Annotated in this window: 16 protein-coding genes; 8 read left to right on the top strand and 8 right to left on the bottom strand. The window is 76.2% G+C overall.

What is annotated here, in order from left to right:
• On the bottom strand, positions 1-732 hold a 732-nt coding region (locus ABD296_RS30980), incomplete at its 3' end, for a hypothetical protein (protein ID WP_344275110.1).
• Positions 733-1,112: 380 nt separating this feature from the next.
• On the opposite strand from ABD296_RS30980, the gene ABD296_RS30985 reads away from it, so the two are divergent.
• Positions 1,113-2,864, top strand: a complete 1,752-nt coding sequence (locus ABD296_RS30985) for a serine/threonine-protein kinase (RefSeq protein WP_344275111.1) — start codon at positions 1,113-1,115, stop codon at positions 2,862-2,864.
• Positions 2,865-2,909: 45 nt separating this feature from the next.
• On the opposite strand, the gene ABD296_RS30990 is transcribed toward ABD296_RS30985, so the two are convergent.
• Both ABD296_RS30990 and ABD296_RS30995 read right to left on the bottom strand, forming a co-directional pair.
• A complete protein-coding gene (locus tag ABD296_RS30990) occupies positions 2,910-3,839 on the bottom strand; it encodes a threonine ammonia-lyase (protein WP_344275245.1) in 930 nt (309 codons plus the stop codon).
• Positions 3,840-3,844: 5 nt separating this feature from the next.
• Positions 3,845-4,024, bottom strand: a complete 180-nt coding sequence (locus ABD296_RS30995; protein ID WP_344275112.1) for a hypothetical protein — start codon at positions 4,022-4,024, stop codon at positions 3,845-3,847.
• A 17-nt stretch (positions 4,025-4,041) separates the two neighbouring features.
• Here ABD296_RS30995 and ABD296_RS31000 point away from each other — a divergent pair, with 17 nt between their 5' ends.
• Positions 4,042-4,755: a hypothetical protein gene (locus ABD296_RS31000; protein WP_344275114.1), complete on the top strand. Its 714-nt coding sequence runs from the start codon at positions 4,042-4,044 to the stop codon at positions 4,753-4,755.
• Here ABD296_RS31000 and ABD296_RS31005 read toward each other — a convergent pair.
• The 4 genes from ABD296_RS31005 to ABD296_RS31020 are packed head-to-tail and all read right to left on the bottom strand — an operon-like array spanning position 4,661 to position 11,143.
• On the bottom strand, positions 4,661-6,847 hold the full coding sequence (locus ABD296_RS31005; protein WP_344275117.1) for a transglutaminaseTgpA domain-containing protein: 2,187 nt from the start codon (positions 6,845-6,847) through the stop codon (positions 4,661-4,663). The genes ABD296_RS31000 and ABD296_RS31005 overlap by 95 nt on opposite strands.
• Entirely contained in the window at positions 6,844-7,974 is a 1,131-nt protein-coding gene (locus ABD296_RS31010) for a DUF58 domain-containing protein (protein WP_344275120.1), read from the bottom strand. Before ABD296_RS31010 ends, ABD296_RS31005 begins: the two co-directional genes overlap by 4 nt.
• A 1-nt stretch (position 7,975) precedes the next feature.
• The gene (locus tag ABD296_RS31015) at positions 7,976-8,959 is read right to left on the bottom strand and encodes an AAA family ATPase (protein ID WP_344275123.1); all 984 of its coding nucleotides are present in this window, start codon (positions 8,957-8,959) and stop codon (positions 7,976-7,978) included.
• Between the two features lie 45 nt (positions 8,960-9,004).
• A complete protein-coding gene (locus ABD296_RS31020; protein WP_344275126.1) occupies positions 9,005-11,143 on the bottom strand; it encodes a fibronectin type III domain-containing protein in 2,139 nt (712 codons plus the stop codon).
• Between the two features lie 309 nt (positions 11,144-11,452).
• Here ABD296_RS31020 and ABD296_RS31025 point away from each other — a divergent pair, with 309 nt between their 5' ends.
• From ABD296_RS31025 to ABD296_RS31050, 6 genes are all read left to right on the top strand, one after another.
• Positions 11,453-12,238 (top strand): M50 family metallopeptidase, encoded by a 786-nt coding sequence (locus tag ABD296_RS31025; protein ID WP_344275129.1) that lies wholly within the window; start codon positions 11,453-11,455, stop codon positions 12,236-12,238.
• Positions 12,239-12,299: 61 nt separating this feature from the next.
• Positions 12,300-13,589, top strand: a complete 1,290-nt coding sequence (locus ABD296_RS31030; protein ID WP_344275132.1) for an SWIM zinc finger family protein — start codon at positions 12,300-12,302, stop codon at positions 13,587-13,589.
• The gene (locus tag ABD296_RS31035; protein WP_344275135.1) at positions 13,586-15,181 is read left to right on the top strand and encodes a DUF5691 domain-containing protein; all 1,596 of its coding nucleotides are present in this window, start codon (positions 13,586-13,588) and stop codon (positions 15,179-15,181) included. The genes ABD296_RS31030 and ABD296_RS31035 overlap by 4 nt, the downstream gene beginning before the upstream one ends.
• A complete protein-coding gene (locus tag ABD296_RS31040) occupies positions 15,178-16,287 on the top strand; it encodes an ATP-binding protein (protein ID WP_455363868.1) in 1,110 nt (369 codons plus the stop codon). The genes ABD296_RS31035 and ABD296_RS31040 overlap by 4 nt, the downstream gene beginning before the upstream one ends.
• Positions 16,248-18,542, top strand: a complete 2,295-nt coding sequence (locus ABD296_RS31045) for a DUF5682 family protein (protein ID WP_407061529.1) — start codon at positions 16,248-16,250, stop codon at positions 18,540-18,542. Before ABD296_RS31040 ends, ABD296_RS31045 begins: the two co-directional genes overlap by 40 nt.
• A 62-nt stretch (positions 18,543-18,604) precedes the next feature.
• A complete protein-coding gene (locus tag ABD296_RS31050; RefSeq protein ID WP_344275251.1) occupies positions 18,605-19,747 on the top strand; it encodes a VWA domain-containing protein in 1,143 nt (380 codons plus the stop codon).
• On the opposite strand, the gene ABD296_RS31055 is transcribed toward ABD296_RS31050, so the two are convergent.
• Complete coding sequence (locus ABD296_RS31055; protein WP_344275140.1) at positions 19,748-21,472, bottom strand: serine/threonine-protein kinase; 1,725 nt, start codon at positions 21,470-21,472, stop codon at positions 19,748-19,750.
• Between the last annotated feature and the right edge of the window lie 127 nt (positions 21,473-21,599).

A 21,599-nucleotide genomic window follows, 5' to 3' on the forward strand; every position in this document is an offset into this window, starting at 1 on the left:
GTAGAGGAGCTGGGCGGTGCCGCCGCCGGGCTCGCGGTCGCCCTTGGCGGCGGCCCACGCGGCGGCGGCGCGGTTGAGGAACGCCCGGTCGCCGGTGAGGTCGCCGCGTGCGGGCCAGGCGTCGAGGGTGCGGGCCCCCCGGGCCGGGGCGGACGGCGCCGCCAGGACGAGCCGGAGGTCGCGGACGGCGGCGGGGCGGGTGCCGCCGGGGCCGCTGGAACCGCTGTGGACCAGCACGGCGACCAGCCCGGCGGTGAGGACGGCGGCGGTCGCCAGCGGCAGCACGGAGCGGGTCCGGACGGGCCGCAGGTGCGCGGGGTCGAAGCGCTCGGCGCGGCGCGGGACGGGGATCGACACGGCGCAGGCGGCGTCGATGACCGGCCACGGGTCGCGCACCCGCAGCTCCCGGAGCTGGTCGCGGACGGCGTACTTGGGCAGGCCCTCGATGCGCAGCAGCACGTAGGCGACGCGGACGTGCGGGTCGAGCTCGGCGAGCGCGGCGGTCAGCGCCGGGTCGGGCAGCCGCGCGGGCAGCGCGCGCAGCCACGGGCCGAGGCCGATCTGCAGCCGTCGGGAGGGGCGCAGCGCCCGGCGCAGCACGCGGGTGCGGCGGCGCGCGAGGCCGGGCGCGGTGCGGTCGCGGGGCCCGCGGGCGGTGCCGTCCACGATCCGGCGGGCGATCGCCAGCCGGTAGACGCGCTTCCCGCGGCCCGGCAGAACGAAATACGCCATCCGGACGAGATTTCCGTAATCCGATTTCGCGGGCGGCGATTCCCGCACCCGGCTCGCAATGACATCCTCCGTCACGGCGGGCTGCTCCCCCTTCTCCTGGCGCGGCGTTCCTCGCATCGCGAAGACCGAGGTTAGGCGGCACCGCCGCGCGGTGGAGCGGAATTGGGGCAACGATGAGGAAGGCCAAAAGAAATGTCGCGCTATTTCGGTACGGAGGCGGCGAGAGGGCGGGGGCGCGCGGGCACGGTGGCGCGAGACCACCCGCGCCCGATTCGTCCCCGTACTACGCTGTTGGCCTCCGGGGGACTCCCCGGCCGCCGCTCGCGCCCCCGCCGCGATGGTGCACACCACCGGACGAGCAGGAGAAGGACCCCCCGCCCATGACCGAGGACGTCCCGGGCTACCGCGTGCTGGAGCAGGTCGGCGAGGGCGGCTTCAGCGTGGTCTACCGCGCGCACCAGGAGCGGCTGGACCGGATGGTGGCGCTGAAGGTGCTGTCGATCAGCTCGGTCGACGACGCCGCGATGCGCCGCTTCCAGCGCGAATGCAAGATCACCGGACGGCTGTCGGGGCATCCGAACATCGTGACGGTGCTGGACACCGGGACGGCCCGCTCCGGCCGCCCCTACATCGCGATGGAGTACTTCGAGCACGGCGCGCTCACCGACCGGCTCGCGCGGGAGGGGCCGCTGCCGGTCGCCGAGACGCTGCGGATCGGGGTGAAGATGGCGGGCGCGCTCGCCGCCACGCACGAGACCGACGTGCTGCACCGCGACGTCAAGCCGCAGAACGTGCTGGTCTCCCGGTACGGGGAGCCGGCGCTGGCCGACTTCGGCATCGCCCGGCTGGTCGACTCGTTCGACGCCACGCACACCCAGGCGTTCACCCCGCACCACGCCGCGCCGGAGGTGCTGGAGGGAAGGCCGCCCGGGGTCGGCGCCGACATCTACTCGCTCGGCTCGACGCTGTACCAGCTGCTGGCCGGGCGCCCGGCGTTCAAGGGGCCGCCCGGCGAGGGCATCGCGCCGCTGATGCTGCGCATCCTGAACGACCCGCCCCCGCCGATACCGCGCCCGGACGTGCCTCCGGCGGTCGCCGAGGTCATCGGCCGGGCGATGGCGAAGGCGCCCGAGCACCGCCACGGCTCGGCGGTGGAGTTCGCGCAGGCGCTGCAACAGGTGCAGGGCGAGCTGGGGCTGCCGATGACGGACGTGGCGGCCACCGGCGTGTCGGTCCTCCCGCAGCCGACCGGTTCGCAGTCCGCGCTGCCGCTGGGGGACTCCTCGTCGTCCGACTCGCATCCGTCCCGGCCGTCCTTCCCGGAGCGCTCGGGCCCTCCGCCGGTGCCGGACTGGGCGCCGACCACCCCGGGATCGCCCGCCGAGTCTCCGGCGCCGCCGTCTCCGCCTCCCGCCGCGTCCGCCACCGCGCCGGCACCGCTCTCCCCGTGGCACCCGGACGCGGCGCGCCGGCAGCAGGCGCCGCAGCCACAGGACCGGCCCGCCCTCCAGGCCGCCGCGTGGCCGACCGGCGGGCGGGAGACCACCGACCCGCAGCAGAACGGCTCGCCCACATCACCGCACACCGCGCCCGCGCCGCCTCCGCAGGACCTCCCCGCCGGACCGCCGCAGAACGGCCCCCGCCGCGGGCTGATCATCGCGGCGGCGGTGGCGCTGGCCGGCGGCGCGGCACTGGGCGTCGGCGCGCTCGCCCTGTCCGGTAAAGGCGACGGCGGCGAGCCGCCCGCCCCGAACGAGACGACGAGCGGCCCGCCGCCCGCCGCGGCTGGGCAGCAGGGAGCCAGCGCGGAGCAGCCGCCGAGCGCCGCGCAGCTGAACGCCGCCCGTCCCCGCCGGCGGGGCGCCCGGCCGGGGCGCCGCACGGCGGTGCTCACCTGGACGCTTCCGGAGGCGGCGCGCGGGCTGCCGCTGCTCGTCCGGCGGCAGCCGGCCGGGACCGCCGCGGTCCTGTCGGCCCCGGCGAACGCGCGGTCCTTCACCGTGCCCGGCCTGCGGGCGAAGACCCGCTACTGCTTCAAGGTCGGCGCGGTCGTGCGGCTCCGCCAGGGCAAGGCCCCGGACGTGGCGTGGTCGCAGCCCGTGTGCGTCCACAGTCCGCGGACCGCGCCGTAGCGGCTCCGAGCCCGGGCGGCGACGAGGTCTTCGCCCGCCGGGATCTCAGGCGTTCGCCAGGGCGTCCACGTACGTCGGGACCGTGATGTTGCGGCCGGACACCACCACGACCGGACGCCCGGTGACCTCGACCTTCCCGGCCAGCACCGCGGCGACGCCCGCCGCGCCCGCGCCCTCGGCGACCAGGCCGTGCTCGGCGTGCAGCCAGCGCAGCGCGGCGCGGATCTCCTCGTCGGTGACGGCGGTGAGCACCGCGCCGGCGCCGATCACCTCCGGCGTCACGCAACCGGCCTCCAGGTTGCCGGGCAGCCCGTCGGCGAACGTCTCGCCGACCTCGACCTCGACGACCCGCCCGGCCTCCACCGACGCCGACACGCCGCGCGACACCGCCGACTCCACACCGACGATCCGCACGTCGCCGCGTCCGCGCGCCCACAGGCTGAGCCCGGCGAGCAGCCCGCCGCCGCCCACCGGCGCGATCACGGTGAGCGGGCCGTCCGCCTGCCCGTCCAGCTCCCGGCCGATCGTGCCCTGCCCGGCGATGACGGCCGGGTCGTTGTAGGGCGAGACGTAACGGCCGGGCAGCGTCAGCGCGTGCGCCTCCGCCTCGTCATAGGTGTCGCCGTGCTGGACGAGCCGCACCGGGAACGCGCCGATCCTGTCGACCTTCACCTGCGACGCGCGCGTCGACACGACCACGGTCACGTCCGTGCCGGACCGCGCCGCCGCGTACCCCATGCCGAGACCGTGGTTGCCCGCGCTCGCGGTGACGGCCGGCTCCCCGTCCGGCAGCGCCGCCACGGCCGCGAGCCCGCCGCGCACCTTGAAGGACCCGGTCGGCTGGAGGGTCTCCAGTTTCAGCAGCGCGCCGGGCGCGAGCCCGGACGCCACGACCGGCGTCGGCGCGAGCGCCCCGGACACGGCCTCCCACGCGAGTTCCAGGTCGACCGCACCGGGCACGCGGACCCGCCGCACCGCCGTCAAGACCCGTCCCCTGCCGTCTCGTCCAGCCGCTCGTGAAGCCGGCTCCGGATCTCCTCGGGCGTGTAGGCGCGGCGCCGCCGCTCGGAGCGCACGACCACCGCCCCCGTCGCCGCCACGCCGAGGAACCCCGCGATGCCCAGCGCCTTCCACAGGCCGGCCCTTCTCCACCACCGCATGCGGCTACGGTATCGACATGCCGGGCACGAGCATCACCCTGGACCAGGCCGCCGACCTCACCCGCACCGGCGACGTGTGGCTGTTCCGCGGCCGGACGGTCGCCGACCGCGCCATCCAGATGACGACCAACAGCCCGGTGAACCACGTCGGCATGTCCCTGGTCATCGACGATCTGCCGCCGCTGATGTGGCACGCCGAGCTCGGCCGTTCGCTGCCGGACCTGTGGGCGGGCGGCCACCGGCGCGGCGCGCAGCTGCACGACCTGCGCGACGCGGTGCTGACCTGGGGCGACCGGTACGGGCAGCGGGCCTGGCTGCGGCAGCTGGACCCGCCGCCGTCGCGGGCGATGGAGGACGCGGCGCTGCGCGCGGTGGCCCGGCTGGACGGCACGCCGTTCCCGTCCACGTCGCGGCTGGCGTCCCGGTGGCTGCGCGGCCGGGTCCCGATCCGCCGCCCGGCCGAGCGCGACCCGGACCTGGAGACGGCGTTCTGCGCGGAGATCGTCGCGGTGACGTACCAGGCGATGGGGCTGCTGCCGAAGGGCCGCCGCCCCAACTGGTTCGATCCGGGACGGTTCTGGAGCGGCGACGACCTCGCCCTGGAGTCGGGGGCGGTGCTCGGCGGCGAGATCGCCGTCAGCCTCCCCGCTTCGCGCTCGCGCGGCGGTCGCGGAGCGAGCGGGGGTGGAGGCGGCGGCGCAGCCGACGCAGCCGGCCCGCCCTCGCGGTGACGAGGCGTCCGAGCTGGTCGGTGTGGTGCCAGGCTTCCTCGGCGGCACGCGGATCCGGCCGCGCAGGGGCGAAGCGGCTGCGGTCGACGAGCTCGGCGAGCGGCCCGAGGTGGCCGCGGGCGTCCTCGCCGACGGCGGACGCGCCGAACCGGGCGACCTCGTGCGCGGTCAGCGTGCGGGCGGTGGCCAGGCCGACGTCCGCGAGGTGGTCGAGCGCCTGGTGCCAGGCGCCGGTGATGCGGTCGCCGGGTTCACCCGTCCGGCGGCGCCGCCTGCGCAGCGCGGGCGCCAGCAGGACGGCGAGCAGGTAGGCCAGGACCAGGGCGGCGCCCGCGAGCGACGCGAGCACCCACCACGGCGTGGGCGCGTCATGGGCGGCGGCGGGCTTCGGCGGCGTCTTCCGCGGGGTCTTGCCGGCCCCGGAGCCGCGCGTCTGCGAGGCGGCGTTCTTCTGCGCCTGCTCGAGCTTCTTCTCCGTCTCTCCCGCCGCGACCGCGTCGTTGCTCTTGGAGCGGCGCGCGCTGTCGGGCAGCGGGTTGAACCGGATCCAGCCGAGCCCGGCGAACTTGACCTCCGGCCACACCATCACGTCCCCGGACCGGTACTGGACGGTGTTGCCAGCGCGGTTCCCTCCGTCGAAGCCGACGACGACGCGGGACGGGAGCCCGAGCGTGCGGGCGAGCAGCGCGTAGGCGGTGGCGAAGTGCTCGGGCGTGCCGCGCCTGCCCTCGCCGAGGAAGTAGTCGAGCTGCCGGTAGCTGTGCCCGGGCGGAGCGGTCACGTCGTACTTGGCGTACCGCTTGAGGTACTCGGCGAGCATCGCGGCCTTCTGGATCGGCGATGCCGCGCCCTGCGTCGCGGCCTGCGCGAACCCGCGGAACTCGGCGAGCTGGACGGGCGGCCTCGTCGCGCCCGGCCCCCACGGCAGCCGCCGGTCGGCCCGGGCCTCGGCGTCGTCGGCGACGCCCGCGCCGGCCAGGTCGTCCGCCGACCACTCGGGGACTTCGGAGGTGACCGTGTAGGTCTGCCCCGGCCGCAGCGGTTCCGCGGCGGCGAGCGCGCCGCCGGCAGGGTCGGCGACGACGCCGAGGCCGTCCACCTCGCGGGGGCGGTCCGGCGCGGGGACGTACACGCCCGGCAGCGCGCCGATGGTGACGCGCTGCGCGACCTCGTGCTTCCTGCGCGGCTTCGGCCCTTCGGGCACCCGGCTCCCGGTCGGGACGAACCGGGCGGTGGACGTCCAGGTCACGCCGTCGAAGGCGTCGAGGACGGCGAGCCGCTCGATCTCGGTCCGCTTCGACCGCACGGTGAACATGACCTGGTCGGGGCTAAGCAGCCAGCCGCCGACGCGGTCGAGCGGGCTGACGCTGTCGCGCTGCTGGGGCGGCGGCGCCTGCACCTGCTCGCGCGGGTCGTACGGGTCGGCGCTGACCGGCACGACGGGGCCGAGCGCCAGCGCGAGCGCGCCGAGGACGGCGGCGGCGGGCAGCCCGGCCAGCAGCGGCCGCCAGACCGGGCCGGAAGCGGGCCCGTCCGCGCGGACGAGGACCAGCACCGCGACCAGCACGACGGTGACGGCGGCGAGCGGCAGGTTCGAGCCGGGGCCGTCCACGCCGAGCAGCAGCGCGGCCGCCCACACGCCGAGCGGCGGGACGGCCGGCAGCGCGCGCAGCGGCGTCCGCAGCGCGAGCTCGGCGGACGCGAACGCCGCCAGCCACACCAGCGCGTGGACCAAAAGGAGGTACTCGGGCTTCGCCGGGGCGGGCAGCAGCGTGGTGAGGATCGACTTCCACGAGCCGAGCACGCCCTCCCGCAGCGCCTGCGGGAACGTCCCGTCGCCCAGCGCCGGTCGTAGGACGGTCACCGCCGCCGTGCCCGCCCACGCGACCACGGTCAGCACCAGGGAGAGCCACAGCGGCCACGGACGCCCGCCTTTGCGCGGTCCTGACAGCAGGCCCGAGAGCACCGTCGGGACGGCGGTGGCGACCATCGCGACCGGCAGCACCGGCCCGAGCCCGAAGACCCGCTGGAACGCCAGCCCAGAGACGGCGCACAGGCACGCCGTCACCACGAGCGAGGCGTACCGGGTCACCGGGCGCTCCCGATCCGCCGCCACGCCTCCGCGAGGCCGTCCAGGTCGCCGACGTCGACCACGTGCACGCCGGCCGGCGCCGGCGCGGACCGCTCCGGCCGCACCCGCAGCACCACGACCCGGTCGAACCGGCTCCGCACCGACGCGACCCGGCCCAGGTCGGCGGCGTCCCGCGTGATCACGACCAGCGCCCCGCCCGCCGGGACGCGGCGGGCCACGTCCACCGCCGACCGCGGGCCCGGCTCGGTCGCCACGGCGGTGAGCCGGTCCAGCAGCGCCTCGGCGTCGCCCGGCCCGCCGCGGGTGTCCGCCACCGGCCCCGCCCCGGTCAGCACCCGCACCGGGAAGGTCGCCGACGCGGCGCCCGCCGCCACCGACGCCGCCGCGTCCACCGCCAGCTCGAAGTCGTCGGGCTCCGGCCACGACTCCGGCCGCGCGTCCAGCACCACCGTCGTCACCGGGAGGCTCGCGTCCACGAGCTGCCGAACCATCAGCGTCCCCGTCCGCGCCGACGACTTCCAGTGGACGTGCCGCAGCTCGTCGCCGATCACGTACTCGCGCAGCGCGTGGAACGTCGCCGTCCCCGCCGGGGACCGGTCGCTGGTCGGGCCCTCCAGATGGTGCGCGCGGCCGGACGGCAGCGGGGCGAGCGGCACCGTCCGCGGCCGCACCAGCAGCGTGCGCGGCGTCCCGTACTCGCGCACCCGGCGCGCCAGCCGCAGCGGGTCCGCCCGGACCAGCCGCAGCGGTCCCACCGGGATCTCCCCGCGCCGCCCGGTCGGCAGCCGGTAGGTCACGCTGCGGGTGCCGCCCGCGCGGAGCCTCGGGACGTCCACGGCCACGTCCGTCCGACCCGCCGCGTCCCGCGCGCTGAGCCCGCGGACGGCGCGCCCCTCGTTCGTCACGTGCAGGACGCCCACCGCCGGATCGCCGCGCGCGACCCGCACCGGCGCGATGTCCCGGCGGACCGTCAGCTTCGGGCCCGGCAGCGTCCACAGCACCGCCGCCGCCACCGCCGCGAACCCCGCGACCGCCAGCATCGCCGGCTCCGGGTAGCCGAGCCACCAGCCCGCCGCGTACAGCACCGCCGACACGGCCGCCGTCCCCCATCCGAGCGGCGTCAGCACCTCAGACCCCTGCGGCCTGCGGTGTCGGCACATTCGCCAGGACCTCCCCGACCACCTCGGAGCCGGTGCGCCCGCGCAGCTCCGCCTCCGGCGTCACGATCAGCCGGTGCGCGATCACCGGCGCAGCCAGGACCTTCACGTCCTCCGGGACGATGTAGGACCGGCCGGCCGCCGCCGCCCGCACCCGCGCCGCGCGCAGCAGCGCCACGCTCGCCCGCGGGCTCGCACCGAGCCGCAGGTCGGGATGGTCGCGCGTCGCCGCCACCACCCGCACCACGTAGTCGTACAGCGGCGGCGCGACGTGCAGCCGCTGCGCGAAGTCGATCATGCGGGCGAGGTCCTCGCGGCCCATCACCGGCGGCAGCCGGTCCAGCATCGCGCCGGTCGGCGCGCCCGCCAGCAGCGCCACCTCCGCCTCGTGGTCGGGGTACCCCATCGAGATGCGCATCAGGAACCGGTCGAGCTGCGCCTCCGGCAGCGGGTACGTGCCGTCCATGTCGACCGGGTTCTGCGTCGCGATCACCATGAACGGGCGCGGCACCGGATGCGGCGTCCCCTCCACCGTCACCCGCCGCTCCTCCATGACCTCCAGCAGCGCCGACTGCGTCTTCGGCGACCCCCGGTTGATCTCGTCGGCGACCGCCAGGTTCACGAAGATCGGCCCGGCGTGGAACTCGAACCCGTTCGTCCCCTGGTTGTAGATCGACACCCCGGTGATGTCGCTCGGCAGCAGGTCGGGGGTGAACTGGATGCGCGCCCACTGCGCCTCCACCGACGCCGACAGCGCCCGCGCCAGGGTCGTCTTGCCGACGCCCGGCACGTCCTCGACGAGCAGGTGCCCCTCCGCCAGCAGGCAGACCAGCGCCAGCTCCACCTTCTCCCGCTTGCCCCGGACGACCCGCTCGATGTTCTGCCCCAGCGCCGCGAACATCTGCGAGAACCGCCCCGCAAGCGCCTCAGGATCCGCCCCGCCGTTCTCGGTCATGGCTCACACCCCCGTGCGCCTGTCGACACTGCCGGTCGCCGATCGCTACTCGCATTCATAGAGCCCGCTCGCGGGATAGGCGCCCTTGCTGGTGGCCACGAGCGTGTCACTGAGATAACCGTTGCCGTACTGCGTCTGGACCTGATCCCAGACACTGCTCGTGGTGTTGCTCTCCGGGTCGTGGAACGAGTCGCCCTTCGCCTGACACACCACCGTCATCGTGATGTACACGTCTTTCGGGATCTTCCCGTTCTCTCCGGAGGCGCTCGGCCCCGGACGAATGATCGTGTTGGTCTGCCCGTTGTTCTGGTTCTTGATCTGCTTCGTGGGATAGGCCAGGTTCACCGTGGTGCTCACCGGTGTGGAGTCGCCCGCCCCGTTGTGGGACGTCACCGTGATCTGCGACGTCGTGTTGTTGGTGAGGCCCGTGATGGTCTTCGAGGTGCCCGTCGTGCTGGCGGTCCCGGCCGGGGACTCGATCACGTAGGTGACGTCGTAGCCGGCGGCCTTGGCCCAGGTCAGCTGGGCGCCGTGGTTGACGCCGGTGGCACTGAGCGCGGTGGGCGGGCCGGGGGCGGTGCAGGCGGTGGCGCCGACGACGCCGGACGAGCTGTACGCAGTCCTGCGGTTCTTGCCCTTGTACTCGGCCGCCACCTTGAAGCGGTGCGTGGTGCCGTCGCACTTGAGGCCGTCGACCGTGAATGTGCCGCTCTGCGCGGTGCCGGGGAACTGCGCGGGCGTCGCACCCTTGACGGGCTGGTCGTCGGCGCCCAGCAGGACGAAGCGGCCGACCGGGTAGACGCCCTGCGGCTGGACGGCGGGCGTGAACCGCACCTTGATCGAGCCGTTGTCGCCGGACGCGATGGGCGTCGGCGGGTCGGGCGCGGTCGGGTCCTGTTTCGCGGGCGGCCGCGGGGGCTGCCCGGGCGGCGGGACGGGATCGTCGCCGCCGTGGCCGGGGCCGCCGCCGTTCCGGTTGCCGTTGCCGTTGCCGGGGTCGGCGCGGACGGGGATGGGGCGGCGGTTGCCGCCCGGCACGTGGTCGGCGTACTTCTGGACGTGCCGGATCGCGCCGTTCGGGTCGAGGGCGAGCGCGGTGGAGCCGTCGGGGTCGTTCACCCAGAGCATGTGGTCGCGGGTGATGACCTCGATCGTGCCGCCGGGCCGAGACGCGGTGATCGGCGCCTCCCAGGCGCCCTTGTCGGTGTTGAACACCAGCAGCCGCCCGGCCGTCCGGTCGGGCAGGTAGACGCGGGGGCCGAGCACGTGCGGCGCCTCGAAGGCGTGGTGCGGGACGCGCAGCGCGACGGACTCGACCCGTCCGGCGCCGGTGTCGAGCAGGTACAGCGAGCCGCCCACGCCGAGCATCGGGACGATCTGGCCGTCGGCGACCGGCGGGACCCGGACGCCGTCCGCGGCCTGCGACACCTGTGCGGGCAGGGTGACGCGCTGGACGCCCTCGGGCCGGACGACGAGCGCGGCGGCGGTGGTGCTGTCGACGATGACGGGCGTCCCGGCGGCGACCGTGAGGGCGAGGCGGTCGCCGGCGCGCCCGGCGGTCACGGGCGCCGCCGGGCGGCCGTTCCGGACCGGGACGACCTGCCCGTTCTGCGGGACCGGCACCCACAGGCTCCCCTCGCCGTCGATGCCGGCCTGGCCGAGCGGCGCGGTGAGCGTCGCGGACGGCCCGATCGGCGCGAGGCTCACCGGGTCGATCCGCTGGACGAGGCCCTTGACGGAGTCGATGGTGTACGCGGTGCCGGAGCCGGCGAGGACCTGCAGGCCGGCGCCGCCCGCGGCCCGGCTCGTGGTGATCTTCAGCTGGGACGGGTCGATCCGGCTGACCACGCCGGTGTCGGTGTCGACCAGCAGCACCGTCGTGCCGTCCTGGACGACCTTGATGTGGTGGCCGCGCATCTGCGGCACGACGGCCGCCTTCCCGTCGACCTTGCCGGCCAGCCCGTTGGCGTGCACGACCAGGCCCTTGGCGCTCGCGTTCAGCCAGGCGCCGACGTCGGCGAGCCGGTACTTGGCGCTCGCCGTCCCGACCCCGTAGACGAGCGCGCTCACGCAGAGCACGCCGGCGAGGCCGATCGCCAGCTGGCCGGTGAACCGGTCGCGCCGGAAATGCCTGAGAAACCCGCGCGGGCCCGCGTCCCGCGCGGGGGATCGATCCCCGCTCAATCCCCGTCACCTCTCGTCGCCGGGGCCACCCGCTCCGGAACTCGCGGTGGCACCTTGCGGCCGGCGCCGTCCCCGCCGCGCCGCCGACGGCGCCGGCGGGCGGGGGCCCCGCGCCGGAAGAGCCTGGGAACCTCGGCGCGATGGGCACCATAACGACTGTGCGGGTCACACCGTAATGGGATTCGTCACATCCGACCCGCCGAATCGCGATAGTGATCCTCGCCCCGTTATGGACAGATCGTCCAATGTCACCTCCGGCGGGCATCGCCGCACCCCGAACCGAACGCGAACGTTATCCGTGACGTCCTAATGTTGGGCATCTCCCCGACGACGACCCCCGAGGTGGACGTGGAACACGCAAGCATCGGCGACCTGTGGAACCGGGTGACGGGAACGCAGCCGGATCCCCCGTGGTGGCTGGTCGTCCTCGTCGGCGCCGTCGCGCTGGCCGCGGTGCTGCACGGGCCCAGCTGGCGGGTGGCCCGCAACACCGTCACGATCGCGCACGAGGGCGGGCACGCGCTGGTCGCGCTGGTCACCGGCCGCAAGCTGGACGGCATCAAGCTGCACTCCGACACCTCGGGCGTCACGGTCTCGCGCGGCAAGCCGCACGGCCCCGGCATGATCTTCACCGCGATGGCCGGGTACGTGACGCCGCCGCTGCTCGGCCTGTTCTTCGCGCTGCTGCTGGCCGACGGCCGCATCACGCTGATGCTCTGGTTCACCCTCGCGCTGCTCGCCGCGATGCTGGTGATGATCCGCAACGCCTACGGCGCGCTGTCGGTGGTCGCCACCGGCGCGGTCGTCTTCCTGGTGTCGTGGTTCGGCGGCGCCGAGGTGCAGGCCGGGTTCGCCTACCTGGCCGCCTGGTTCCTGCTGCTCGCCGCCACCCGTCCGGTGGTCGAGCTGCAGCGGATGCGCACCCGGCACATGGCGCCGAGCTCCGACGCCGACCAGCTCGCGCACCTCACCGGCGTGCCCGGCCTGGCCTGGGTCACCCTGTTCGGCGCCACCGCGCTCGTCGCCCTCCTCGCCGGCGGCGCGCTCCTGTTCCCCGACGTCTCCGTCCACCTCCCCGCACTCGGCGGACGGTGACCCCGCCGCGGCGCAGGAACGTCACGCGGGGATTGTCGGACGGGGCGGATAGTTTCGTGGTGTGAGCGGTCGATGGGATCGGGGGCGGGTCGCCGGGCTGGCGCCGGACGCGGCGGCCGCGAAGGCGGCCGAGGGCGTCGCCCGGCCGGCCCGGTGGGGCGGGACGGGCTGCGACGACGAGGCGGTCTGGGGCGAGTGCCAGGGCAGCGGCGCGAGCGTCTACCGGGCGTGCGCCGACCTGGCCGGGCCGGCGTTCCGCTGCTCGTGCCCGAGCCGCAAGATCCCGTGCAAGCACGTCCTCGGCCTGCTGCTGCTGTGGTCGGACGGGACGGTCGCGTCCGGCGCGCGTCCCGGCTGGGCGGCCGAGTGGGTCGAGCAGCGCCGCGAACGGGCCGGGAGGGCGCAGGAGCGCACGGCGGCGAAGGCGCGCGACCCGAAGACGGTGGAGCGGCGCGAGCGGCGGGTCGAGGACGGCCTCGCCGAACTCGACCAGTGGCTGCGCGACCAGGTGGCGCACGGGCTCGCGCAGGCGGAGAAGGCGCCCTACGGGCTGTGGGACGACGCCGCGCGGCGGCTCGTCGACGCCCAGGCCGGTGCGCTGTCGGGGCAGGTCAGGGCGCTCGCCGCGATCCCCCGGCAGCCGGGTTGGCCCGACCGGCTGCTGGAGGAGTACGCGCTGCTGCGGCTGCTCGTCCGCGCCTACGAGCGGCGTGACGCGCTGCCCGCCGGGCTGCGCGACACCGTCCGCTCCCGGGTCGGGTTCACCGTCCCGCAGGACGAGGTGGTGCGCGACGGCGAGCGCGTCCGCGACCGCTGGTGCGTGACCGGGTCGCGCGACACCGCGCAGGACCAGCTCACCACGCGCCGGGTGTGGCTGCGGGGGCGGGAGACGGGGCGGCCCGCGCTGGTGCTGTCGTTCGCCGCACCGGGCGCCCCGCTCGACGCGTCGCTGGTCGTGGGCACCGAGGTGGACGCGGAGCTGGCCTTCTATCCGGGCGCCCAGCCGCTGCGGGCGCTGGTCGCCGAACGCCACGGCCCGGCCGTTCCGGCGGCGCCCGCCGGGACGTCCGTCGCCGGGTTCCTGGACGAGCACGCCGCCGCGCTGGCGAACGACCCCTGGCTGGACCGCTGGCCCGCGACGCTGGAAGACGTGCGTCTCGCGCGCACACAGGGGAACGGGCTGCACGTGGTCGACGAGGCGGGCGATTCGCTGCCGTTGCGGATGGCGGACCCGTGGCGGCTGCTGGCGGTGTCGGGCGGCGGGCCCGTCACGTTCGCCGGAGAATGGACTCCCGAGGGGCTGCGCCCCTTGGCCGCCTGGCAGGCGGATGAGGGAGGCGTGCTGCTGTGAGCGGCTGGAACGAGCACGTCACCGCCGCGCTCCTCGGCACCGAGCGCCGCGACCCGCCCGTCCTGCCCGAGGCGCCGGGCGCCCGGGACGGCGACAAGGCGGGCCGGCTGCTGGACCAGGCGGCCCTGCTGACCGTCGCGCGGCGGGCGGGCCGCCTCCCCGGGCACGGCGCCCCCGAACCGATCGCCCCGGCGCCCGCCGAGGACGCACCGGTCGTCCCGCCGGCGGCGGCCGCCCGGCTCGGGATGATCCTGCGCGGCGAGCACATCCAGGTGCTGCCGGAGTGGCTGGACGCGGCGGCGGCGCGCCGCGTCCGGGTGCCGCCGCGGCTGCTGCCCGAACTGCTTGAGCGGGGCCGCGGCGACCGGATCCTGCGCCCGTCGATCACCCGGGCGGCCGGGCGGCGCGGCGTGTGGCTGGCCCTGCGCAACACCGACTGGGCCTACCTGGTCGGCGCGGGCGACGATCCGGGCGGCGGCGCCGAGGTGTGGCGGACCGGGACCCGCAACCAGCGGGCCGCGTACCTGACCGGGCTGCGCGGCACCGACCCCGCCGCCGCCCGCGAGGCCCTGCGGGAGACCTGGGCGCAGGAGCCGGCGCCCGACCGCGCCGCGTTCCTGGCGACGTTCCGGGCGGGGCTGTCGCCCGGCGACGAGGAGTTCCTGGAGGCGGCGCTGGAGGACCGCGGCAAGGACGTCCGGCAGCTCGCCGCCGACCTGCTCGCGCGGCTGCCCGGCTCGGCGTACGGGCGGCGGATGGCCGCGCGCGCCCGCGCCTGCCTCGTCCCGCGGGTCCGCACCGTGCGGGGCCGCGAGCAGACGTGGGTCATGGTGGAGCCGCCGGGCGCGCACGACGAGGAGCTGGCGCGCGACGGCGTCCCGTTCCATCCCAGCGGGTCGTTCGCGCCCGGTGGCGGGGGCGGCCCGGTGGGCACGCGGGCGGCGTGGCTGCGCGAGATCCTCGCCCGCACCCCGCTCGGCACCTGGACCGACCTGTTCGGGCTGCCGCCGATGGAGATCGTGTGCCTGCCCATCGGGGCGGCCTCCGGGGCGTCCGAGGGGCGGCCCGGCCGGGACGACCAGGACGGCGACGCGCGGGACGTGCACATCGGATGGGCGCGGGCCGCGCTGAAGCAGCACGACACCGCGTGGGCGCGGGCGCTGCTGAAAGGCGGTGTCATGGTGGACGAGCCGGGCGCGCTCGCCGACCTGCTGGCCGTCCTGCCGGCGGAGGAGCGGGACGCCGCCGCGGCCGGCCTGATCCGCTGGGTGGAGGGCCGGTCCGACATGCTGCTCGTCCTGGAGCGGGTGCCCGGGCCCTGGGCCGGCGACCTCGCCGCCGCCGTGGTCGCCACGCTCGCCGCGTCCGCCGGGCAGACCGGCGCGCTCGGCGGGCGCCGCGACGAGCACGCCCTCACCCAGTTGTGCCGGCTCGCCGAGCAGCGGCTCGACCCGCCCGCCGCGTCCCGGCTGGAGGAGCTCACCGCGCGGCGCCCGCCCGACGAGCCCGAACGGCCCGTCCCGCGCGCCGTGACCGCCCTGATCGCCACCCTGCGCTTCCGCGAAGAGATGCTGAAGGAGCTCGCCCCGTGACCGAACCCGTGACCGGAGATCCCGTGCCCGCCGGGGTGCTGCGCCCGCACGCCGAGCAGGAGTACGCCGGCGAGCTGGCGCGGCTGGCCGAGCACGACGACCGGCCCCGGCCGCCCGGCTGGCGGCTGTCGCCGTGGGCCGTGACGACCTACCTGCTCGGCGGCGAGCTGCCCGGCGGCACGGTGATCACGCCGAAGTACGTGGGCCGGCGGCGGCTGATGGAGGTCGCGGTGGCGACGCTCGCGACCGACCGGGCGCTGCTGCTGCTCGGCGTGCCCGGCACCGCGAAGACGTGGGTGGCGGAGCATCTCGCCGCGGCGATCAGCGGCGACTCGACGCTGCTGGTGCAGGGGACGGCCGGGACGGCGGAGGAGGCGATCCGCTACGGCTGGAACTACGCGCGGCTGCTGGCGGAGGGCCCGTCGGAGAAGGCGCTGGTGGAGAGCCCGCTGATGCGGGCGATGCGGCTCGGCTCGGTGGCGCGGATCGAGGAGCTGACCCGGATGCCGTCCGACGTCCAGGACGCCCTGATCACGGTGCTGTCGGAGAAGACGCTGCCGGTCCCCGAGCTGAGCACCGAGGTGCAGGCGCGCAAGGGGTTCACGGTCATCGCGACCGCCAACGACCGCGACCGGGGCGTGAACGAGCTGTCCAGCGCGCTGCGCCGGCGGTTCAACACGGTGGTGCTGCCGCTGCCCGACACCGTCGAGGACGAGGTCGACATCGTCGCGCGCCGCGTCGACCGGATCGGCGCGTCGCTGGAGCTGCCGCAGGCCCCGGCCGGGCTGGAGGAGATCCGCCGGGTCGTCACCGTGTTCCGGGAGCTGCGCTCGGGGCTGACCTCCGACGGCCGCACCAAGCTGAAGTCGCCGAGCGCGACGCTCGGCACCGCCGAGGCCATCTCGGTGATCACCAGCGGGCTGGCGCTCGCGGCGCACTTCGGCGACGGGGTGCTGCGCGCGGCGGACGTGGCGGGCGGCATCGTCGGGGCGGTCGTCCAGGACCCGGTGTCGGACCGGGTCGTGTGGCAGGAGTACCTGGAGGCCGTCGTGCGGGACCGGCCGGAATGGCGGGACTTCTACCGCGCCTGCCGGGAGGTGTCTTGACGGCCGGACGGGTCGAGGTCTTCGGGATCCGCCATCACGGGCCGGGTTCCGCGCGGGCGCTGCGCGGCGCGCTGGAGGAGTTCGGACCGGACGCGGTGCTGATCGAGGGCCCACCGGAGGCCGACGCGATCGTGGAGCTGGCCGGCGACCCCGGCATGGTGCCGCCGGTCGCGCTGCTGGCCTACTCCCCCGCCGGGCCGTCCGGCGGGGCGGCGGACAAGGACGACCGCAAGGCCGCGTTCTGGCCGTTCGCGGAGTTCAGCCCGGAATGGCAGGCGATCCGGTACGGGCTGGCGGCGGGCGCGGCCGTCCGGTTCTGCGACCTTCCCGCCGCGAACCAGCTCGTCCCGGTGGAGCGGGACGAGAGCGAGCGGCCGGAGCCGGACGAAGACGAGCGGCCGGAGCAGGACGTGCGGCTCGATCCGCTCGGGACGCTGGCGAAGGCCGCCGGTTACGACGACGCCGAACGCTGGTGGGACGACGTCGTCGAGCACCGGCACGAGGGCCCGTCGCCGTTCCCGGCGATCGCCGAGGCGATGGCGGAGCTGCGCGAGGCCGTCGAGCCCTCGCGCGCCGAGCCGCGCGAGGAGCAGCGCGAGGCGCACATGCGCCGGACGGTGCGCCGCACACTCAAGGAGGGGTTCGAGCGGGTCGCGGTCGTCTGCGGCGCCTGGCACGTGCCGGCGCTGACGGCGAAGGTGCCCGCGACGCACGACGACCGGACGCTGCGCGGGCTGCCGAAGACGAAGATCGCGATGACGTGGGTGCCGTGGACGCACGGGCGGCTGGCGGGCCGCTCCGGCTACGGCGCGGGCGTCCGCTCCCCCGGCTGGTACCACCACCTGTTCGCGGCGCCGGACCGGCCGATCGAGCGGTGGCTCACCGCGGCCGCGCGGGTGCTGCGCGAGGAGGACCTGCACGTCTCGTCCGCGCACGTGATCGAGGCCGTCCGGCTGGCCGAGACGCTCGCCGCGCTGCGCGGCCGCCCCCTGGCCGGGCTGGACGAGGTCACCGAGGCGACCCGCGCGGTGCTGTGCGAGGGCGCCGAACTGCCCGTCGAGCTGATCCAGAAGCGGATGGTCGTCGGGGAGCGGCTCGGCGCCGTCCCCGACCGGACGCCCATGGTGCCGCTCCAGCGCGACCTGCAGGCCGAGCAGCGGCGGCTGCGGCTCAAGCCGTCCGCGCTGGACAAGGAGCAGGACCTCGACCTGCGCAAGCCGACCGACCTGGAGCGCAGCCGGCTGCTGCACCGGCTGCGGCTGCTGGACGTCGACTGGGGCGTCCCAGCCGAAAGTAGGTCGAAGGGGACGTTCCGGGAGACGTGGACGCTGGCGTGGCGGCCCGAGTTCGACGTCGAGCTGATCGAGGCGAGCGCGTGGGGCACGACCGTGCGGGACGCGACCACCGCCCGCGCGGAGGCGATGGCGGCGCAGGCCGAAGCGCTGCCGGAGCTGACCTCGGTCGCGGAACGCTGCCTGCTCGCCGACCTCGGCGACGCGCTGCCCACCGTGATGCGGGCCCTCGCCGACCGGGCCGCCCTCGACACCGACGTCGCGCACCTGATGGCGGCGCTGCCCGCGCTCGTGCGCGCGCTGCGCTACGGGGACGTGCGCGGCACCGCGACCGGGCCGCTGCGCACCGTCGTGGACGGGCTGGTCGTCCGGGTCTGCGTCGGCCTGCCGCCCGCCGTGTCGGGGCTGGACGACGACGCCGCCCGCGACTTCCTCGGCCACGTCGACACCGTCCACGGCGCCCTCGCCCTGCTCGCCGACGACGGCCACCTGGACCGCTGGCGCGCCGCGCTGGAGAACCTGATCGCCCGGCCGGAGACCCTGCACGGCCTGCTCGAAGGCCGCGTCACCCGGCTGCTGCTCGACGCGGACCGACTGCACGACGTCCCCGCCCGGATGGCCCGCGCCGTGTCGGTGGGCGCCGCGCCGGCCCGCGCCGCCGCGTGGGTCGAGGGGTTCCTGTCCGGCGGCGGGCTCGTCCTCGTGCACGACGAGGAGCTGCTCCGGCTGGTCGACGGCTGGGTCTCCGGACTGCCCGACGACGCGTTCACCGGCGTCCTGCCGCTGCTGCGCCGCACCTTCGGCGCGTACGCCGCCGCCGAGCGGCGCGCGATCGGCGAGCGGGTCCGCCGCTCCGGCGCGGACCCGGGGCCGGCGCGCCCCTCCGGCGGCGACGTGGACGACAAGCGCGCGGCACCCGCGGTCGCCACCGCCCTGCGCGTCCTCGGCTGGGAGGCCCCGTGAACGACGAGACCGCGAACGAAGGCGCTCCAGGCGAGGGCGCCGCGGACGGCGACCGGGAGCGGATGCGGCGCTGGCGGCTGGTGCTCGGCGGCGAGCGCGCCGACGGCACCGGCGTGGGCCTGGCCGGCGACGACGCCCAGATGGACGCGGCGCTGGAGAAGCTCTACGGGGCCGGGGACGCCGCCGGGGACCGGCCGCGCCCGGGCCGCCGCGGCGCCGGGCTCGGCGACTCCGCGCCGTCGGTCGCCCGCTGGCTCGGCGACATCCGCGCCTACTTCCCGTCCACGGTCGTCCAGGTGATGCAGAAGGACGCGATCGAGCGGCTCGACCTCACCCGGCTGCTGCTGGAGCCGGAGATGCTCGAGGCCGTCGAACCGGACGTCCACCTGGTCGGGACGCTGCTGTCGCTGAACAAGGTCATGCCGGACAAGGCCCGGGAGTCGGCGCGCGCCGTGGTCCGCAAGGTCGTCGCCGAGCTGGAGCGGCGGCTCGCCGAGCGCACCCGCTCGGCGGTCGGCGGCGCCCTCGACCGGTCCGCGCGGGTGCTGCGGCCCAAGCGGCTCGCGGACGTCGACTGGGACCGGACGATCCGCGCCAACCTGCGGCACTACCTGCCCGAGCACGGCTCGCTCGTGCCGGAGCGGATGATCGGGTACGGGCGGCGCCGGCAGGCCGTGCAGCGGGACGTGGTGCTCGCCGTCGACCAGAGCGGCTCGATGGCGGCGTCGGTGGTGTACGCCGGAGTGTTCGGCGCCGTGCTGGCCTCGATGCGGTCGCTGCGGACGTCGCTGGTGGTGTTCGACACCGCCGTCGTCGACCTCACCGACCAGCTCCACGACCCGGTGGAGGTGCTGTTCGGCACCCGGCTCGGCGGCGGCACCGACATCAACCGCGCCATCGCGTACTGCCAGGGCCTGGTCACCCGGCCGGGCGAAACGATCCTCGTGCTGATCAGCGACCTGTACGAGGGCGGCGTCCGGGACGAGATGCTGCAGCGCGTCGCGGCGCTGACGGCGGCGGGCGTGCAGGTCGTGGTGCTGCTGGCGCTGTCGGACGACGGCGCGCCGGGCTACGACCACGACAACGCGGCGGCGCTGGCGGCGCTCGGCGTCCCCGCGTTCGCCTGCACCCCCGACGCGTTCCCCGACCTGATGGCCGCCGCGATCGAGCGCCGCGACCTCAGGGAGTGGTCGGAACGCCGGTGATCACGAGGCCCACAGCCCCTGGGCGAGCAGGAGCACCACCAGGGCGGTGAGGGCCGCGTGCCCGGCGAGTGCGGACGGCTGCACGCTGACCAGTGCGCCCCACGCCACCCACATCGCGATGCGGACGACCCGCGCCGCCAGCACCGTCCACGCCGCCGCCCGGCTGCCCCGCCACGCGAGGATCACCGCGACCAGCGTGACGATCGCCACCAGCGCGAACGAGGCGGCGACCACGGGCAGCAGCCCGCCGCGGTGCCCGGCGCTGAGCGCCGGACGGGCGATCAGGATCGCGAGGGCGGCGACGTCCAGCACGGCGAGCAGCGCCGCCAGCAGCAGCCCGGTGACGACGCCCGGGCCCCGCCGCAGCCGCCGGTACGTCCGCACCGGTCCGGCCGGAGCCCCGGCCGGAGCCGGGAGCGTGCCCGCCCCCTGCCTGCCGGCGATCGCCGCCGCGTTCCCCGCCGCCGGACCCGGGTACGCCGCCCCCGCCCACGGCGACTCCGGCACCGGGCCGCCTCCGCCCGCGCCGACGCGACCGCGTCCACGCGTGGTCCCGCTCCAGGAGCCGCCGGTACGGCCGGGCTCGTAGGCGGTCCTGGTCACGGGGTCGGCGGCCTGATCATTCCCCGTGCCAGGGGGCGCTTCGGCGGTCGGCGCGGCCGATGTGCCCGGCATCCCGGACACCGCTCCCCCGGCAGGTCCATCTGACGGAAGGAAGCCATTCGGCGCGAGGCCGGGCGGTGTGCCGGGGCCGTGCTGCACGGCGGGCGGTGATCCCGTGGCGGCGGGGGCGAATCCGCCGGCGGGGGTGGTCCAGGTGGCGGTCGGGGGTTCGGAGAGCGCCCCGGTGGGCGGCCCGGCGGGCAGGTCGAGGCGCGGGTGCGGCGGGTGCGCGCGGTCGCCGAGCAGGCGGAGCAGCACGTCCTCGGAGGTGGGGCGGGCCTTCGGGTCCTTGGCGAGGCAGGCCGCGGCGATCTCGGCGATCGGGCCCGGCAGCGCGCCGAGGTCGGGCGTCTCGTGCATGATCCGGTACATCACGGCGGGCAGCGCGCCGCCCGCGAACGGGTCGCGGCCGGTGGCGGCGAACAGCAGCGTGGCCGCCCAGGCGAACAGGTCGGTGGCCGGCGACACCCGGCCGGCGAACTGCTCGGGCGCCATGTAGGCGGGCGTGCCGACGACCTGGCTGGTCAGCGTGGCGCCGGCGTCGAACGCGCGGGCGATGCCGAAGTCGATCACGCGCGGGCCGTCCAGGCCCATCAGCACGTTCTGCGGCTTGAAGTCGCGGTGCACCACGCCCGCGCGGTGGATCGCGGTGAGCGCGGTGACCGTCCCGATGGCCAGCCGGTCCAGGCCGGCGCCGGTGCGCGGGCCCTGCTCCTGCACGAGCTCGCGCAGCGAACGGCCCGGCACGTACTCGCTGACGATGTACGGGCGGTCGCCGTCCATGTCGGCGGCGAGCATCTGCGCGGTGCAGAACCCGGCGACCCGCCGCAGCAGCGCCAGCTCGCGGACGAACCGGGCGCGCGCGGCGTCGTTGCCGAGCAGCTGGGCGTGCAGCAGCTTCACGGCGACGCGCGACGGCGCGCCGGGGTCCGCGCCCGGGTCCGCGCCGGCGGGGCGGCCGAGGTAGACCACGCCCTGGCCGCCGGTGCCGAGCCGGCCGAGGATCTCGTAACCGCCGAGGCGAGTGGGATCGGCGGCGGTGAGGGGAAGCGGGCTCGCCATTGTGACCCCCGTCAGGTCCGCAATACCGGCCCCCGGCCGGCGCGAGAATTCTTTATCCTGCCGGGCACTAATCTGCGCCGCCCGGCATCCAAGAGTATAGGTTCGCAGAACCCGGAGCGGGAGACGA

This window comes from Actinomadura napierensis, from assembly GCF_039529375.1.
GTDB classification, from domain to species: Bacteria; Actinomycetota; Actinomycetes; order Streptosporangiales; family Streptosporangiaceae; genus Spirillospora; species Spirillospora napierensis.

Excerpts from the sequence above, each read along its gene's own strand:
- ABD296_RS30985 (WP_344275111.1), top strand. The coding sequence starts at position 1,113 with ATGACCGAGGACGTCCCGGGCTACCGCGTGCTGGAGCAGGTCGGCGAG.
- ABD296_RS31045 (WP_407061529.1), top strand. The coding sequence starts at position 16,248 with ATGGCGGGACTTCTACCGCGCCTGCCGGGAGGTGTCTTGACGGCCGGA.
- ABD296_RS31050 (WP_344275251.1), top strand. The coding sequence starts at position 18,605 with ATGCGGCGCTGGCGGCTGGTGCTCGGCGGCGAGCGCGCCGACGGCACC.
- ABD296_RS30995 (WP_344275112.1), bottom strand. The coding sequence starts at position 4,024 with ATGCGGTGGTGGAGAAGGGCCGGCCTGTGGAAGGCGCTGGGCATCGCG.
- ABD296_RS31000 (WP_344275114.1), top strand. The coding sequence starts at position 4,042 with ATGCCGGGCACGAGCATCACCCTGGACCAGGCCGCCGACCTCACCCGC.
- ABD296_RS31015 (WP_344275123.1), bottom strand. The coding sequence starts at position 8,959 with ATGACCGAGAACGGCGGGGCGGATCCTGAGGCGCTTGCGGGGCGGTTC.
- ABD296_RS31055 (WP_344275140.1), bottom strand. The coding sequence starts at position 21,472 with ATGGCGAGCCCGCTTCCCCTCACCGCCGCCGATCCCACTCGCCTCGGC.
- ABD296_RS31025 (WP_344275129.1), top strand. The coding sequence starts at position 11,453 with ATGTTGGGCATCTCCCCGACGACGACCCCCGAGGTGGACGTGGAACAC.